Source organism: Legionella tucsonensis (genome assembly GCF_001468035.1).
Lineage (GTDB): Bacteria > Pseudomonadota > Gammaproteobacteria > Legionellales > Legionellaceae > Legionella > Legionella tucsonensis.
Map to the genome: position 1 here is coordinate 308,562 of NZ_LNZA01000001.1, position 18,375 is coordinate 326,936.

Below are 18,375 nucleotides of genomic sequence, written 5' to 3' on the forward strand. Positions count from 1 at the left end.
CGTTGATCCAACACCACAACCGTTAATTTTCTCCCTAACTTATTTATAGTATATAACGAGATTATTACGTAAGACTTAAATGGTTGATTAGCTAAATTGATAAAGAATTAGGATAAATTGTGCCAGGCTTGGCCGTAGCACTTGTTAAATCTCTTTGCGTTTATCTTTTGACTTATAATAGATTACATCTTCTTCGTGTACATTAATAAATAATTGACGGCAATAACTTACCAAGGACTCATTGAAATCATCCAAAAGATTGAACGTGGCGTGTTTTCCTGCCTCTCTGTCCTATTGTGCTTATAAACTGCATTCCAATTCATGATCCGCTTTGTAGAGGGATTAACTAAACATTAAGAATGGGAGCCAAGAAGGAAGTGAAAATAATAAATTTTGGTATTATTTTATTTTGCGCCTCACTTTAACTATCAAAAGGTTTGTTATATTCATTCTTTTTCCCATTTTCGAGGTGTTCTCTATTTTCGATCTCTGAATAGAGAGCCACCTGATTTCTTCCATTAGCTTTAGCAAAATATAATGCTTTATCAGCAGATTCGATTAATTCCGAAGGGGTTCGACCATGAAGTGGAAATACGGATATGCCAATCGAAATGGTGATGGGGCCGACGTGCTGTGCCCCATATTTTATTTGGAGTCGAGAGACGGCATGACGAATGCTTTCAGCGCGAGCTTTAATTGTTTCCGCATCGGTGCCATAAAAAACAACGATAAACTCTTCGCCGCCATAGCGAGCGGCAATATCGCCCACACGTATATCATCTTGTAATACTTTCCCCAGTTCTTTTAAAGCTGCATCACCCGCATCATGACCATAAGTATCATTTATTTTTTTAAAGTGATCCAAATCTAACATTAAAAGTGAAAGCGGAGCCTTAGTTCGTTCAGATTGATGAATTTGTTTTAGAAGAAAATCCTCCAAATAACGACGATTATATAGACCAGTTAAAGGATCACGCATCGATTGATAACGTAGATTTTCTCTTAAGCGTACGTTTGCAAAAGCCAGTGCAGTTAATTCAGAGAATGCAGTAATTAGAAGCCGTTGATTTTCTGAAAATTCAATTTGTGTTTCTTGTTGGATTTCCAGATACAATAAACCGTAAATATCATTCTGAGCCATTAACGGCACACAAAAATAAGTTGCATGTTCTACGTTGTTCTCATTCACATGAGTGCAGATTAATTCGTTATGAGTGGATCGCACGTGATGAATCCTGCCTAAGCGAATTGCCCAACATTGATCAGGAGGGAACGTAGTAGATTGAGTGTTAGGTGAGCCCCAAGTGGTGGCAATTTCAAGATAATTTTTTGAGGGATGCATAACATATAAATAACCACTCGCAAAATTTAGCATACGTTGACAATATTTAGTCATCACATTACATAATTCCTCTTGAGAACTACAGGCAAGCATGATGTCACTCATTTCAACAAGAAGGGTGATTTGATCATTTTTATCTTGTAGTTCCTGAATCCCTGCATGGAGTTTTTCATAAGAAGTTTTAAGTTCGATTTGTTCTTCAATTTGTTTCGTAATATTACGGATAATATACACCGTTCCATTAATTTCATTATTTTCATTTTTAATTAAGCTGGATGTAATTTCATAGACATAACGCTCTTTATGTACTTCAAATTCAATATTTCTTACAAACTCTCCTCCTTTCATAGCCTCTTTCCAAATCTCCATCAATTTATTTTTTGAATTAGCGGGATCAGAAAAGACATTATCGATACTTATTCCAATAGCTATGGGTTTACCGAACAGGCGTTTGAATTCACGTTGGTATGCTTCATTAAAGATAATATAGCGGGAATCATTATCAACAGCAGCAATCATGTCTGTAGCACTTTCTAAAATACTTCTTAATCGTGCTTCAACACTTTTCCTATCATGTTCCGCTTTTAAACTTCTAGATAGTTCTTTATTCGCCAAGAAAAATGCTAAGATTAAACCACATATACTAATCAAGCTCCCGAAGATTATAATCAAATTTGCTAACTTCGCATCATTGAGTGCCATCTTATTTCGTCCACTTAATAACACCAATTCAACGGATTTTATTTCTTGACCCAAGCTCTTAATTTGATTGGAAAGATCTACTTCTTGCCGGAAGAAATCCATTCCTTCCTGGGTATTGAGTTTGTTACTCATTTTTAATTGGATGGATTGATTTAATTGGCTAAGCCGTTGATTTGTTAAATCAAAAAAACGTGTTATTCGTTCAGTTTGAGATAGATCATCTTTTGTTAAAAGAAGTAAATTATCAAAACTTTGTTTCAAGGTTGCTTTCATTTTATCAATATTGGTAATAAACTGATCGTCTCCGGAGATAAGATAACCTCTTTGCAAAGAATTAATATTAATTACAGTAAATAGTATTTCATCCGTGGCCTGAATGACTTGATACGTATGTGTTACCTTATTATTTGCATCGACTAGTTTATTCACTTGACGATCGGAGAAAATACTAATAATGAGTACAAGAGCAAGTGCGGGTATAAAAATAAAATAAAGCAAAATTTTACTAAATCGAGAATCGGTATTAGCAAATAGCGAATCTTGGTTTTGCTTTTTAATATAATTCATAACAAACCATTAAATAAGGTTTTCCTTTATTCAATTATATATCATTCTTTAATTTGATTAATTGTAATGAGAAATAATGTGGAAAATTTGCTTATAATTTTTATGTTATTTACAATGACTTAGTATTTTTATTCGATATTAACACACAAAGTTATCCACAGATAAAAAAATTATTTAAAATAAGTTGTTTTTTAAAATAATTGAATTTTCAATATGTTACGTCAAATGCAGTTGCCATTATGAAAAAATATACAAAAGTTATTCACAATTTATAAGCTGTTCCTGTATATGCATCATAAGGACTCTGCTAAAATCACTTTGCAATAGAGTCTCCCAGTGGTTAAATAGTAATTATTAATCTCATGAATAAAATAACGATGAATGAAGTAACAGAACGAAAAGCATTAACTGAGTTTACGGAAAAGGCTTACCTTGATTATTCAATGTACGTCATTTTAGATAGGGCCTTACCTCATATTGCTGATGGATTAAAACCCGTTCAGCGGCGTATTATTTATGCAATGTCTGAGTTGGGCTTGAAAGCAACTGCCAAATATAAGAAATCAGCACGCACGGTTGGGGATGTGTTGGGTAAATTCCATCCCCATGGTGACAGTGCGTGTTATGAAGCTATGGTATTAATGGCGCAGCCGTTTTCCTACCGCTATCCCTTTGTTGATGGTCAAGGAAACTGGGGATCTCCAGATGATCCTAAATCTTTTGCAGCCATGCGTTATACGGAAGCCCGCTTATCACCATACGCCGAAGTATTGCTTTCAGAATTATTGCAAGGTACCGTGGATTGGGTTGACAATTTTGATGGAACGTTACAAGAACCTGCATTACTGCCAGCTCGCTTACCTAATATATTATTAAATGGCGCAACAGGTATTGCCGTGGGTATGGCTTCAGATATTCTGCCACATAACCTAACTGAAGTGGCCAATGCTTGTGTGCATTTACTGGATAACTCTCAAGCAGATTTAGCAACGATTACTCGGTACATTAAGGGACCTGATTTTCCGACTGACGCGGAAATAATTACTCCGCCGGAAGCAATTACCAGTATGTATGAAACAGGTAATGGTTCAATTAAAATGCGGGCGGTTTATAACCAGGAAAAACAAAATATAGTAATTACTGCCCTGCCGTATCAGGTATCTGGTGCCAAAGTAATAGAGCAAATCGCGTTGCAGATGCAACAGAAAAAACTGCCTATGGTAGAGGATTTACGTGATGAATCCGATCATGAACATCCCACACGGTTGGTGATTATTCCACGTTCAAATCGAGTTGATGCAGAAGGCTTGATGTCTCATTTATTTGCAACTACGGATTTAGAACGAAGTTATCGCGTAAACTTCAATATGATAGGTCTTGATGGCAGACCAAAAGTAAAAAATTTACTGGATATTCTAACAGAATGGTTGTCTTATCGCTTAACAGTAGTAAGACGACGCTTGGAGTATCGATTGGCAAAAGTTCTGGATCGCATTCATGTGCTGGAAGGTTTACTTATTGCTTATCTGAACATCGATGAAGTCATTGCGATCATTCGCGAACAAGAGCAACCCAAGCAAGGATTAATAGCACGTTTTAATCTCAGTGATCGTCAAGCTGAAGCTATTTTAGAAATGAAGTTGCGTCATTTGGCAAAACTGGAAGAGATAAAGATACGTGGCGAGCTGGATGAGCTTTGCGCTGAACGCGATAATTTACAAAAAATTTTAGCCTCAGAGCAACGGTTAAAAGCTTTGGTTAGAGACGAAATTATTAAAGATCGGGATGCATTTGGTGATGTGCGTCGCTCGCCAATTATTGTCCGACAAGAATCACAAGCATTAAAAGAAGAAGATATTTTACCCAATGAGCCAATTACTGTAGTACTCTCCAAAAAGGGCTGGGTAAGGGCAGCTAAAGGCTATGATGTAATTGGTAGTGAGTTGAGTTATAAAGCAGGTGATGAATTTAAAGCGCAAGCCATGGCGCGTTCAAACCAACAAATCCTCTTTTTTGACAGTGAAGGCAAAGTTTATTCCTTGCCAGGCCATGTTTTACCCTCGGCACGAGGCCAAGGAGAGCCTTTAACAGGTAAGCTTAATCCCGCTGAAGGTGCATTATTCGAAGCAGTGGTCGGTGGTGAGGCAGAGCAAATGGTGTTATTAGCCTGTGATGCAGGATATGGTTTTATCGCCAAGATAGGTGATCTTTACGTAAAAAATCGCAATGGCAAGGCTTGTATTAAGCTGCCTGAATCCAGCCTTATTTTGCCGCCTCGTATCTTACCCAAACATGATGAGTTATTTGTTGCCTGTGTTACCAATGCTGGCCGCTTACTCATTTTTTCTGCCAAAGAAGTCCCAGAGTTATCGCGCGGCAAAGGAAATAAATTAATCAGTATCCCTTCTGCTAAAGCGGCATCTCGTGAAGAGTATATGATTGATTTGCAAGTACTTTCAGCGGATGATTCACTCACTGTGCATGCTGGCAAACGACATTTTACCTTGAAAGGAGGTGATTTGGATCATTATAAAGGCGAGCGTGGACGTCGGGGCAATCGATTACCGCGAGGATTGCAAAATGTGACTCAATTGCAAGTCAATACTGCAGGATAGTTTTTCTGTGGACCTGGTTTTCACATTAATGATCTATTAAATAATCCCTACTAGTGATAAAGTGCTTTAGTAAGAAGCTAATGTCATTTCCAATAATGGAAAATATTTAGATAGGGAAGTCTTAGCACTCATGTTAAAAATTTTTACCTTTGTTGCTTGCCTGTTTCTTAGCGCTTGTTTTATGGTCGGCCCTAATTATAAAGAGCCGAAAAAACCAGTTGCAGTTCATTGGCCGAAAAAGGATGCAACAGTAAAAGAAGCCCCATTTAAAACGACAAAATGGTGGCAAGTATTTCATGATCCAATCCTGACTTCATTAATTTATCAAGGGTATCACAACAATTTGACGGTCCAGAGTGCGGGGGTAAGGGTTTTACAAACCCGGGCACTTTTAGCACAATCGGTAGGCCAGCTGTACCCTCAACAACAAGCAGTGACAGGCAATTTCACCTATGTTGAACTTGGTGGTAGTGAACTGCAATCTATTTTGCCTTCATCCTTTTCAACTTTATCACTGGGTTTTGCTGCGAATTGGGAAATTGATTTTTGGGGTAAATACCGAAGAGCAATTCAGGCCAATGATGCTACGTTTTTATCTTCTCTAGCGGCTTATGATAACGCATTGGTGACTCTTACTGCAGATGTTGCCAGCACCTACATCCAAGTTCGAACCTTTGAGGCGCAAATTAAGGTAACCAAAGCCAATATTGTCGTGCAAAAAGAAGGTTTAAAAATAGCCAAGGCCCGATATAATGCAGGTGAAACAAATCTCATGGATGTGGAACAAGCACAGACAGAGCTTTCACAAACAGAAGCATCTCTTCCACCGTTGGAAAATAGTTTAGAGCAGCAAAAGAATGCGCTGGCTCTTTTATTGGGTACAGTACCCAATGGGGTGGATGGGGAGCTAAAAAAAGGTAAAGGGATTCCCAAGGCGCCTTCATCTGTAGCGGTTGGAATACCTATAGAAACATTAGCGCGACGGCCGGATATTCATCAAGCACGTTTGGAGGCTATCGCGCAATCTGCTAAAATCGGTGCAACAAAAGCAAATCTGTTCCCTTCCTTAGCATTAAATGGGACTTTCGTTTTTTCTTCAAACAATATTGGTCAAAATTCACTTGCGGATCTGTTTCAATGGTCTAATCGATCAATAACCACAGGCCCTGCTTTGACCTGGCCAATACTAAATTACGGTCAAATTACAAACGCAGTACGAGCGCAAGATGCTGTGTTCCAGCAGTCTTTATTAAATTATGTTAATTTGGTTCTAAAGGCGCAGCAAGAAGTGCAAAACAGTATTACAGCCTATATTGAGGCAAAAAAAGCAGAACGTGCTTTAACTCAAGCAAATAACTCTGCCATCAAATCATTAAAATTGGCAATAATCCGTTATATTAATGGAGAAGTAGACTTTACCCCGGTGTTGAATGCTGAGCAGCAACAATTGAGTGTACAGACGTCCCTTGTAAATGCACAAGCGAATATTCCTCAGGCACTCGTCTCTCTTTATCGTGCACTCGGTGGGGGGTGGGAAATTCGAGGAGCTAATGATGTTGTACCAGAACAAATAAAAGCCGAAATGGCTGCGCGAACGAACTGGGGGACTTTGCTGAAGCAACAAAATCATGAGTTACCGCGAACTAAGAAAGAACGAGTTAAGGAACTTTATTTACCAAAGTGGTAGAAGAAAAGAAAAATTCTCTCTCTCGCGCTGAGGATAGGGGGAGGATCGCGTGCTAAGTGAAGGAGTTTTCTCATCCCCGCGTAGGGTGATAACAATTTTACGTACGCATGGCTTAGCTTAATGGTAATGACCCTAAGCAGAGAAAGGAAATTAGGGAAACTAAATAAAATGGTATTGGGTATGAACTTTAATAGAAATTCAAAATCAGTCAAAATTGCAGGGATAGTGGTTGCTATTTTACTTCTCATTTATCTGATTTCACATATTTTTGGCAAAAACAGCGCTCCAGCCATCCCTGTGCCCAAGGTTGTTGTGCAAAAACCAAAACTTGCAGAAATGGCTGAATATGTGACGCAAACAGGGAATACAGTAGCGTATAATTCCGTTAATCTGGTTGCGCGTGTTGAAGGCTATCTTAATTCAATCGAGTTTGTTGATGGAACTTTTGTTAAAAAAGGAAAGGAGCTCTTTGTAATACAGCCTGAGCCGTATTTTGAAAAACTTAGAGCCGCTAAAGCGACTGTAGCCGCAGCAAAGGCATCGCTTGTTTATAACAAGTCAGAGTATGCGCGCCAACAACGGATGTATAAACAACATGCTACCTCTCTAAATGAGGTCGAAAAATGGTATGCCAAAACGCTAGAGATTGCTGCACAATTGGATAAATCAGAAGCCGAAGAAATAAACGCGGCAATTAATTACGGTTATACACATATTTCAGCCCCATTTGATGGTCGAATTGGTCGACATTTGGTTGATGTTGGCAATCTCGTAGGGCATGGCGAAGCCACAAATTTGGCTACCATAGAGCAGATCGATCCCATTTATGTTTACTTTAATTTAAATGAGCTTGATTTAATCAAATTACGAGCGGCAGCGCGTGCACAAGGATTTAAGCCCCAAGATATCAAGCAAGTTCCTATTGAAGTGAGCCTACAAAACGATCCTACAGTTAAGTACAAGGCGACGCTTGATTTTGTGAATACAGGTCTTAATGCATCTACCGGAACTATGGAGCTGCGTGCTGTATTACCAAATAAAGGGTACATTTTTGTACCAGGACTCTTTGTGCAAGTACGAGTCGCTATCTCCAAACCTAAAAAGCAATTAACAGTGCCTGATACAGCGATCCTTTATGATCAAATTGGCCCCTATATATTGACCGTAAATAATGACAATGCTGTGGTGACGAAACGGGTAACATTGGGCAGTATGGAGAACGGGGTGCGTGCTGTGGCCTCGGGACTAGAGGCTCAAGACAAAGTGATCATTGATGGCCTGCAATACGCAACTCCTGGTAATAAGGTTGAGCCACGAGAACAGGTCTCACAAACAAAAGATAATAAAGATAACATAGACAAAGATAATAAAAAAATAAAGAAGGCAAGCATTAATGGAGATGTGTCAGGGACTGTCGTTCGTAGCCGTCAAACTAAGAGTATTTAATGTTTGCTTTCTACTTGGTTTGGTGGCTATGGGGGCGTTTTTTGAATGATCGTTACAAATGAGAAAATAGCAGAATGATTTCTAAATTTTTTATTGAGCGGCCAATATTGGCAAATGTTATTGCGCTCCTCATCGTGTTGCTGGGGTTGGTAGCTATATTTGTACTACCAGTTTCTCAATATCCTGCTATTGTTCCACCAACTATTCAAGTGACCACTACATACCCTGGTGCCGACGCTAAAACACTCATCAAAACCGTAGCTTTACCGATTGAACAGCAGGTGAATGGGGTGGAAAACATGCTGTATATGCAATCCACCAGTACGAATAATGGTACCTACACTCTAATTGTTACTTTTGCTATTGGTACAGATCTTAATTTTGCGCAAGTACTGGTGCAAAATAGGGTACAGGCTGCTATGGCGCAGTTGCCCGATTCAGTGCAAAAGCAAGGAGTAGTGGTACAGCAAAAATCTACGGCGATTCTGCAATTTATTACCCTAACGTCCAAAAATAATGAATATGATGGACTGTTTCTTGATAATTATGCGGCAATTAACATGCAAGATGAATTATCGCGTTTGCCTGGCGTAGGTAATGTGATTATTTTTGGAACCGGTACTTATGCGATGCGTGTTTGGTTGGATCCTAAAAAAATGTTGGCTTATTCTCTTAATCCAAGTGATGTTCTTCAAGCCATTAGCAATCAAAACCAAGAGGTATCTTCCGGGCAAATTGGTGCGCCACCAACTTCAGGGAAACAAGCGTATCAATTTACAGTAAATGTACCGGGACAACTTGCTGATGTAGATCAATTTGAAAACATCATTGTGAAAACAATAGCACAAAACCCCAATCAAAGTGCTAAAGAAACCAGTACTACACAAAGTGCCCAAATTGTCCGTATTCGTGATGTAGGTCGTGTTGAGTTGGGATCTAACAGCTACAACCAGCTCGCGAGACTGAATAATAAGCAGGCCGCAGCTATTGGTATTTACCAGCTCCCCAATGCCAATGCCCTGCAAGTTGCAACCGAGGTACGTAAAGCAGTTGAGAAAATGGCAAAAAAATTTCCTCCTGGCATGGAGTACTCGATTCCTTTTGATACCACCATATTCGTAAAAGCTTCAGTGAATGAGGTATATGAAACTTTGTTCGAAGCGGGCATCCTGGTTTTGATTGTTATTCTTCTTTTCTTACAAAACTATCGTGCCACCTTAGTACCTACTACCACAGTGCCTGTGACCATCATTGGCGCATTCTTTGCCATGCTTTTATTAGGTTATTCCGTTAACTTGTTAACTTTATTTGCCCTTGTTTTAGCAATTGGGATCGTCGTTGATGACGCGATTGTGATTGTCGAAGGTGTAACCCAACACATAGAACAGGGCACCCCGCCCAAACAATCGGCAATTCATGCTATGGGCGAATTATTGGGGCCCATTATTGGTATTACTCTTGTTTTAATGGCGGTATTCATTCCCGCAGGTTTTATGCCAGGCTTAACCGGAGCTATGTATGCTCAGTTTGCACTCGTTATTGCAGCAACTGCATTTATTAGTGCCATCAATGCGATGACTTTGAAGCCAACTCAATGTGCCTTGTGGCTCAAACCAGTCGACCCGCAAAAAAAGAAAAACGTCGTTTTTCGTTTATTTGATAAGTATTACTATCCTATAGAAAATTTCTATCTTCGTTTCATAGACAGGCTTGTTCATAACAATAAAACAGTTTGCCTCATTGGTATTTCTCTAGTTATTTTAGCGATCTTAGGTTTAACACGTATCCCTACAGGGTTTATCCCACTTGAAGATCAGGGATATGCGATGATGAACGTGCAATTGCCCGATGGTTCCAGTTTAGGGCGCACAGAGGCGGTTTTACACGATTTAAGCGCGCAAGTATCTAAACTTGATGGCGTAGAGAATGTCATCAGTATTACTGGAATCTCGCTTTTGGACAGTAATGCGAGCCTTGCCAATGGTGGTGTTCTTTACGTGATATTTAAAGATTGGAGCGTGCGGGGTAAAAAAGAGGATCTGTTGGCGATGTATAAACAACTTAATGCGATCGCAGAAAAAACTTTAGGCGCTAAAATATTGGTTATGATCCCCCCGCCAATTCAAGGCTTGGGTATGTCTGGTGGTTTTCAAATGCAGCTTGAATTGCAAGATGGATCATTTGATTATCAAAAATTGCAAACTGCCACTGATCTGTTGATTCGCTATGCAAACCAGCAGCCCGAATTGCAACGCTTGATGACTTCTTTTCGTGCTTCAGTGCCACAGCTTGCTGCCCCGATTAATCGAGTCAAAGCAGAGGCTTTAGGTGTTTCTGTCGGCGATGCATCCAATGCGTTACAGACCTATCTTGGTTCATCCTATGTGAATCTGTTTTCAAAATTCGGACAGGTATTTCAGGTTTATGTCCAGGCAGATGCTGCGTCACGCATGACGGTTGGTGATGTACGTAATTATTATGTAAGAAACAAATCAGGGGAAATGGTACCATTGGGAACACTTACTGATATGTCACCTACAGTAGGTCCTTCCATTATTTCTCTTTATAATTTATACCCCTCCAGCAATATTTATGGTTCGGCCGCGCCAGGTTATAGCTCAGGCCAAGCCATGGCGGTTATGGAGCAGCTTGCAAAGCAAGTTTTACCTGCGGGTATCTCTTATGAATGGACCAGTACCGCCTATCAGGAAAAAATTGCAGGAAATATGAGTTATTATATTTTTATCCTGTCACTCATTTTGGTGTATCTGATTTTGGCAGGTCAATATGAAAACTGGATCGCTCCTGCAGCGATTCTATTAAGCGTACCCTTAGCCTTAATTGGGACCGTATTGGTGTTATCGGCTTTAGGTCTTTCCAATAATATGTATACCCAAATTGGGATTTTGCTACTTATTGCTTTGGCAGCCAAGAATGCTATTTTGATCGTTGAGGTGGCGCGAGAACAACACGAACTGCATAACAAATCAATCATGGAGGCTGCGGTAATTGGCGCTAAAACACGTTTTCGTCCTATTTTAATGACCTCGTTCGCTTTTATTCTTGGAGTCATGCCCTTAGTATTGGCTACCGGAGCCGGTGCCAATGCACGGCGCTCGATTGGGATTGCCGTATGCAGTGGAATGCTGGCTTCAACCTGCCTTGCCGTGGTATTCGTCCCTGCATTTTTTGTTATGTTGCAAACCTGGCATGAGAAAAGAAAAACAAAAAAACATGTCAATCAGAAAAACTTAGGAAAAGAAGTTGAACTTTAGCCTTTAGATCCCCCAGAAATTCATATTGCCTTTTTGAGATTTATCAACGTAAGGTTTCGGTAATGTTTTAGTGCTAATATAAACTATAAAGGCTTAAGAGGAATCGATGTATGTCGCTCTCAACAATACTTAAACAGCTTATTGCAGCTGGAGAGGGAAAGTATCAAGAAGAATTTCAAAAATTAGATGCAGATGTTCAAATTGCAATTTATCAGAAATTACTCTTTAAAGCAGGCGAAACGCCTGAAGAAAGTAATGAACGAAAAGCCTTAGCGAGTTTGAATGAGCCTGTTTTTCAGAATAGTCTATCTCCAGAAGTACAAAATGGAATAAAAATCGAACAGCAACGATATGCTGTAGCTAAAGCCAATGCCATCTATCAAGAGTACCTATCTCAAAAAGTTTTAGAAAAAGTAGCCAAACGTAAAGATGAAGAAATAGAACTACAAGAAGACTTAATGTTTGATCCGCAAGGACGTTTAGTTTACGAGTTAACACTATCTAAAGAAGAACAAAAAGCGGTACTTAAGAAGATAGAGGCTGCTTTAGGCATTGACATGCTAGAAGTCGATGAGAGAGAAGGTATAGAGATCAATAATGGACTCAAAGAAGTGCTTGGTGGTCGTACCCCCACTGACACAACCTTATGCTCAATTGATTTAAGTGGTCCCCGTCCTGAAAAAGGTGGTGATGTATACAAGAAGCTACAAGATAAGTACAAAGAAATATATGGGCCACAGAAGGTTCCTCATCATCAAAGAGCGAGTATTGTTGCCTCTTTTGAAGAAACTTACGCACATATGTGTTTAATGGCAGGAACATTTGAGCGGCGTTCCATAACCTATGGTACAACAAAGGAAACGATTAATCCTGAGGCTTGGCAAGACATTCGCCATAAAGCAGCCGTAAAGCTCCAGCAGGAAGTGGCCAAGGCGTATAAGAGGGCAGTTGAAAAAGCCACTGATCCAGATGATGGCAGGGTTAATGTAGATAAACTTAATAAAAATTTAGCTAAAGAAAGAACCAGATTGGCTCGAGCCGCAAAAAAAGAGCTTATAGAGGGTGTCGTTACGCATTTAAAAGAACAAGGAAAAAAATTAGGAAAAAACTCAGATGAGATTAGAAAAGATATTTTAGACTACACGCAAAAACTTAGCAGTAGTTTGGATAAACACCAATTTACTGCGCGCACAGCTACAGGATTCGATTATTTTTACACGTCTAATTACCTGCAACAGGGGATGTTAATAACCGGAACCCAACAAACAGCGCACGAAAAATCTACGTTTGACGCAGGGAAGCATATAGAAGATCAAGCCGCCTTCAGGCGAGTTACTTATACTTATCGAGATGAAAATGGTGTATTGCATCCTACTTCCGCTGTAAGTGGGCGTTTACCCTCACCAGCACTGGTTTTTCATCCCACAATGAGTGCTCAGGATATTAAAGATGATCTAGTAAAAAAATTCGGTTTTCTCCACGAGCAAATGCGTGCCATGCGTGGTGGAAAAGATGGTCCTGCCGTAGAGAATTTATTCACCTCGTTTCATTCAGAGGCATTTGAAACTATAGGTGATAGAAATAACAAGCAAAGAGCCAGCGCTCTGTACATGATGCAGGCCATGCATGAATTTAACGCACAACGTTCTGCACGTATAGAAGAGCTCAAAAAGAAAATTCAGGATGTTCAAACAAACCCTGTGTCTACAATAGAAGAAGAAGAGGTTCGGGAGCAACAAGTCAAAAAACTACAGGAGGATCTAAGAGTAGCAAAGACCAAAGTAAATAGCTTTTTATATGTACAGAATATAGGTACAAACCGTCACACTCAGGATTTAGGTTATCGGGTTGATAGAAGCATTTTTACTGGTTCTGTGGAGTTGGATGAGATTACCTTAAGTGCCGAAATGGCCATGCTGCATACCCTTCAAGAAAATAGTGCTTTTCTAAGCCAAGACGTAAAGACTGATTTTTTTAAAATAAATGAACAGGTTCTCCTATATTATAACGATTTCTTGAACAAGGAGAATAGAGAAGAATATTTTGCAGACTCACCAGAAGGGAAACAATTAATTACAGAAATACGAATTTTTAAAGAAGATTTAAAAGATAAATTAGCACAGCAAGACGAAGATCAAGATTTACCTTCATTAGCGTCCAATGCATTAGCAAGAATGATTGCAACTAATCAGCATTGGGATATACGTTACGGCCAACTGAGCCAAGCTCTGAGTATGTATATCGAATGGGCATCAACTGGCGGCTGTAAAAGTGGTAATGAGCGCAATCAGGATGTCATGCTACGCTTTGCTTTATTGAAAAGTATACACGAACGTGTGGAGCATAATGATGGAAAACTTGATAAGCTACAAGAACATGAAAAAGCGATTTATGATCAAATCAAAGCTTATGCGAAAGGAGATACAGCTGATCCCGATGCATTACGAGCCGCTATAGCTGTATCAGTAAGCAAATGTAATTTACACGGTGGTGCGGCAGCTATTTCACGCGAAGACCAAGGTGGTGCGGCGAAAGTAAGTAGTTTTTCATTTGTGCAAGATATAAAAAGTCCTTTCTTGCGTTGGACTGCGCGAATTGCTCTTGGAGTGTTTGCTCTGGCAACACTCCCATTATTAGCGATTCCTCCAGTGAGAAAATTCTATATAAATCAATTAATTGACACCAACAATGCGGCAGATAGAGAAATGAATCTTGATGCAACCGGTGCAAGTAAAACCCAAGCGCATAAAGGCCAAGATAAACGAACTCGCGAGGTAGTTTTAGAGGTGTTACAGGAAGATGAATTATTTAATCCGGAGAAAGGTGGAATAGAGTTAACGAGCAAGGAAAAGGATGGGTTTAAGAAAACCAAGGGATCTCATGGAGGACATGAATTTCAAGTTGTGGGAAAGGTCGAAAAAGAAGTTAATTCTGGCTATAATGGTAGTCCACAAAAAATGGTGAACGGTTTGGAGGTTCAAAAGCAAGAGCCAAAGAAAGAGCCAAAGCCAAGGGTATTACAGCCATCAAAAATGGACTTAGAAAGTGATCCTCTCGTGAGTGTTGATTTTGGCTTACCTGAAGGATCGAATTCAAGCGAGGAAGAAACTCGTATTCCTACGAATTCTTAACACATTAACTGTCTTTGAGCGTATTGTTCCAGGGTTAACCCTGTTGATATAGGACATGGGAGAACTCATTCTTTTAAGTAAGAAACTCAACTACAAAGATGTGTAATTTTTTCTTTTATTTCTTCAGATAATTGCGTCATAGGCAGTGTGCTTAATGCTGCACTTTGATAGAAACGCTTGAGCTCGTGATTTTCTAGCGAATCTAAATGCAAGGCAATGGTTTGGACATCCCCTCTCGCTAATGGGCCTGTGAGTGATTCAGCAATACTTACAGTTTCTTGTAAGTTATTCAGATTGCCTTGCATTAAATTGATCATCATCCTCCGGCTTTGTTGTGGATTAATCCCTGCCTTAAGAAATAATTCTTCACTGCATGCGGCTAAGGTAATTAAATAATTCGAAGCCATGCATGCTGCAGCATGATATGCTGTTTTTGCCTCAGGCTTAATGGTAATTAGATGAGAGCCTAATTGAGTGAACGTGCTTTTTAACCACGCGCATACCTCAGTGTCACCCTCTAAAACACAATCAACTTGATAAAACGCAGAAGGATCTAAGTAATTTGTTTTAAAAGCCTTTAAAGGATGAAAGCTGGCTACATAACAGCCAAGCTTTTTTAATGGCCTAAGCAAATCGGAATTAAGTACACCACTACAATGAATTACAAAAGACTCTGATTTTAAAATAGAATGTTGTGCTAAAGTTTTTACTACATCGCTAATTGCATCATCATTACAGCATATCCAGGTTATATCTGCTTCAGGTAAATGCTCAATTTTATCAATTGCTTGGCCTGCCCCAATCTCCTGACTCGCTTTTTGTGCACTTTCCAAACTGCGATTACAAATGGAAAAGGACGAGATGAGATGAGCTTTAGATAAGGCCAATGCGATATTTCTACCTAATCGGCCTGCGCCTATGATATTGCATTTCATATTTATTTTCTTGCCTCAATAGATTGTCAGTACATTACCCTCATAATACGTGACTTCTCAACAGGATCGGCAAATGTGCTTTCTCCTGCATCGCAGAACATGGGCTACGCGCCTCCTTTTCCTAGTCATTATAACTTATTAAAGGTATTGAAAATGCAATTTTAGCAAAAAACCATCACCATCTTGATGAATTCTTGGTTATAATACTCTCAATTTGTCATATTGAGAAAGAATTATGCCTTATTTGCTGAAGGGAAACGCGGAACAAATTTTCCATGCTTTTGGACAGGGCTGGGTTGTTGCAGAACAAAAAGATGACACCAATATAATTGGTGATTTCTCTACGATTAATTTTCTGGGTACAGTACAGCAAGCAATAAGACATTTTAATATCTGGCGAAAACATGCTCTAGGGAAATATTATTTGCATGGTAATATGACTGCAGGAAATTTGTCCTATTTGTTTGGGCGTGAACCACTCAAAAAAGAAGAAGATTCAGAAGCCTATCATGCGAATTTAGGTCACCAGGATTTTGCTTACATTAATGACGCAGGAGAGGACTGCGGCATTATGGTGATGTATCGTAAGGATGACCCAACACAGTGGGTCATCGGTTTAATAAAAAATGGCCATGCCGAACCCAAAAATAGAGAAATTGTCTGTGTATCAAGCTTTGATTTAACCCCGTTTATTAAATCGCTTGATTTTGGGGTTACCGTTTCCTCTGTGTCCTCTATCGAACCCTTATTACAGCAGATTGGCTCAGCTATTCCGAGCTTTTTATTACAAAATGCAGTTAATCGGAATAATGAGATTAACTTACGTTTTCAACGTATTGCTTTATTGATGCGAAAACTCCAAATAGAGCAAGAAACGGCAACCCTTCGCGAACCCATTTCTTTTTCTGAATTTGATTTATCCGCATTATTCGCAGAGAATCCAGACCTGGATTTGCTTTTTCAATACAAAATACTTGATGAGCTTCCTTTATCTGTTTCTCTGCTCAAGGAGCTTTTATCAAAATCCAGTCCATTACGTAAAGAAATTCAGGGAATTCAATTCACAGATGATGAACGCATTAATAAAAGTCTATTAAAAATCCTCATCGTATTTTATGAAAATGGGCTTTTGGATCAAAACCGGAAGCTACTTACCAATATTGAATTTATTAATAAATTCAGTGGTTATATGAAGGATGAGACACAAATCAAGTTAATCCCGTTTTTAATTCAACAATCCTATCCAGATGATTTAATCCAACTTATTTTATCCACGGAAGCTTATTACCGAGCTATAGATAGTTTAGTTAAGTTAGAGCCGGAACTGACGGAAGATGTCCCTGAATTTTTTAAAGAATCTAAAAAACGTGAAGAATTAAAATTTATTTTTTCTTTACCTGATGAAGACTGTAGACGGCTTTGTTTGATTTTTTGGGTCAAAGGCTCTTTATCTGAAGATGGTTATCAGCAAGTCGTTGCGGCAACAAAGAAATATCCATTATTGGCTTCATGCCTGGTGGCTTTGGATCAAACAAAAACCATTAGTATTGAAAATCTAGAAAAGCTTGCTTTAAACCCCCACCAACATTTACAAAAATCAATTGTCCATCATTTTGCTAAAGAATTTGAAGGGCTTCATGATGTAACATCGAGATTACACAAGTTAACTCTTGACGAGTTAAAAGCAGCAAGCATAGCGTTACTTTTATTAAAAAAATCAGGTATTACTGCCCCTCTTGAAACATATCACTTAGTATTAGAGAAGAATTATAAAGGACAAGCCCTACGCCTGCTTTTACCACAATTAGCGAATGTGGAAGGTAAAACCCGAGCGTTATTGATGGCAGTTCTTTATAGTGGCGTAGTACACGGGATACAGACTCAAGGCAATAAAGTTCTTGCCATAAAAGATCCGGTACAATTGGCTTTGGCTAAAAGCTTGCGCGATCGTTTTATTTGTGTCAGGCAAATGCAAGACTTAAGGCTCGGAAAAGACCTAATTGAATTGGCAGCACAAGAAGAGAGTGAAGAAGCGGAACGGTTTCGACAAGTTATTTTGAGGGTTGAGGCTCAATGCAAAATAATCCATGAGCGTTTATCTGGGGCTAAATCATCCAGTGAAATGCATATAAAATGGAAGGGTGCAGAAGAAGCTTATAGAAAAACATTATACAAGGTTTCTTATGATGCACTCATGGATCCTTATACCGATGTGTCTCCTACATTAAAGAATGCTGAAAATGAAATTCTTAAAATTGTCGATCCTGAAATTGAGCCCGATTTATATAGATTTTTATACAACGCCTTAGTTGCTATTGCTAATATAATTAGTTGCACTCTTTCCCTTGGAGGAGCTAATGGATATAAATACTACAAGACTGGTAATTTCTGGTTTTTTAACCAGACTCGCTCAGGAGAAGAGATACGCGCACTGGATAAGGACGTGTTTAAGCTTATCGATCTAGAGAATTCGGATGAAAATGGAATGTGTTTTCCCTTATCATGCGTCAAATGAGTTAATCAAACGTAGCCAAAGAAGAAGGCTACAGCCTTAGCTCGGAACAAATCTCCTCCGGGCAGGGCCTTCTTACTTATCATGCAGCAATTTGCATGATGAGTTGTCATTAAAAAAAGCAGAGTGACATAATGTGAGTGATTATTTTTTAGTAATACAC

At 39.2% G+C, this 18,375-nt stretch carries 8 protein-coding genes; 6 read left to right on the top strand and 2 right to left on the bottom strand.

Going from position 1 to position 18,375, the window contains the following annotated elements:
• Positions 1-421: 421 nt before the first annotated feature.
• Positions 422-2,611, bottom strand: a complete 2,190-nt coding sequence (locus tag Ltuc_RS01395) for a diguanylate cyclase (RefSeq protein WP_058519577.1) — start codon at positions 2,609-2,611, stop codon at positions 422-424.
• A gap of 362 nt (positions 2,612-2,973) precedes the next feature.
• Between Ltuc_RS01395 and parC the strand changes: the two genes are divergently transcribed.
• The 5 genes from parC (at position 2,974) to Ltuc_RS01420 (ending at position 14,765) form a co-directional block, all read left to right on the top strand.
• Entirely contained in the window at positions 2,974-5,226 is a 2,253-nt protein-coding gene (gene parC / locus Ltuc_RS01400; RefSeq protein WP_058519578.1) for a DNA topoisomerase IV subunit A, read from the top strand.
• 130 nt (positions 5,227-5,356) lie between these two features.
• The gene (locus Ltuc_RS01405) at positions 5,357-6,913 is read left to right on the top strand and encodes an efflux transporter outer membrane subunit (protein ID WP_058519579.1); all 1,557 of its coding nucleotides are present in this window, start codon (positions 5,357-5,359) and stop codon (positions 6,911-6,913) included.
• A gap of 180 nt (positions 6,914-7,093) precedes the next feature.
• Entirely contained in the window at positions 7,094-8,359 is a 1,266-nt protein-coding gene (locus Ltuc_RS01410) for an efflux RND transporter periplasmic adaptor subunit (protein ID WP_238584049.1), read from the top strand.
• Between the two features lie 74 nt (positions 8,360-8,433).
• A complete protein-coding gene (locus Ltuc_RS01415) occupies positions 8,434-11,634 on the top strand; it encodes an efflux RND transporter permease subunit (protein ID WP_058519580.1) in 3,201 nt (1,066 codons plus the stop codon).
• A 110-nt stretch (positions 11,635-11,744) separates the two neighbouring features.
• The gene (locus tag Ltuc_RS01420) at positions 11,745-14,765 is read left to right on the top strand and encodes a hypothetical protein (protein ID WP_058519581.1); all 3,021 of its coding nucleotides are present in this window, start codon (positions 11,745-11,747) and stop codon (positions 14,763-14,765) included.
• A gap of 86 nt (positions 14,766-14,851) precedes the next feature.
• On the opposite strand, the gene Ltuc_RS01425 is transcribed toward Ltuc_RS01420, so the two are convergent.
• Positions 14,852-15,700 (bottom strand): Rossmann-like and DUF2520 domain-containing protein, encoded by an 849-nt coding sequence (locus Ltuc_RS01425; protein ID WP_058519582.1) that lies wholly within the window; start codon positions 15,698-15,700, stop codon positions 14,852-14,854.
• Positions 15,701-15,935: 235 nt separating this feature from the next.
• On the opposite strand from Ltuc_RS01425, the gene Ltuc_RS01430 reads away from it, so the two are divergent.
• On the top strand, positions 15,936-18,215 hold the full coding sequence (locus Ltuc_RS01430) for a hypothetical protein (protein ID WP_058519583.1): 2,280 nt from the start codon (positions 15,936-15,938) through the stop codon (positions 18,213-18,215).
• Positions 18,216-18,375: the final 160 nt, after the last annotated feature.

Bases quoted from the DNA above. Each gene is read 5' to 3' on its own strand.
- Ltuc_RS01395 (WP_058519577.1), bottom strand. From the start codon at position 2,611: ATGAATTATATTAAAAAGCAAAACCAAGATTCGCTATTTGCTAATACC.
- parC (WP_058519578.1), top strand. From the start codon at position 2,974: ATGAATAAAATAACGATGAATGAAGTAACAGAACGAAAAGCATTAACT.
- Ltuc_RS01405 (WP_058519579.1), top strand. From the start codon at position 5,357: ATGTTAAAAATTTTTACCTTTGTTGCTTGCCTGTTTCTTAGCGCTTGT.
- Ltuc_RS01410 (WP_238584049.1), top strand. From the start codon at position 7,094: ATGAACTTTAATAGAAATTCAAAATCAGTCAAAATTGCAGGGATAGTG.
- Ltuc_RS01415 (WP_058519580.1), top strand. From the start codon at position 8,434: ATGATTTCTAAATTTTTTATTGAGCGGCCAATATTGGCAAATGTTATT.
- Ltuc_RS01420 (WP_058519581.1), top strand. From the start codon at position 11,745: ATGTCGCTCTCAACAATACTTAAACAGCTTATTGCAGCTGGAGAGGGA.
- Ltuc_RS01425 (WP_058519582.1), bottom strand. From the start codon at position 15,700: ATGAAATGCAATATCATAGGCGCAGGCCGATTAGGTAGAAATATCGCA.
- Ltuc_RS01430 (WP_058519583.1), top strand. From the start codon at position 15,936: ATGCCTTATTTGCTGAAGGGAAACGCGGAACAAATTTTCCATGCTTTT.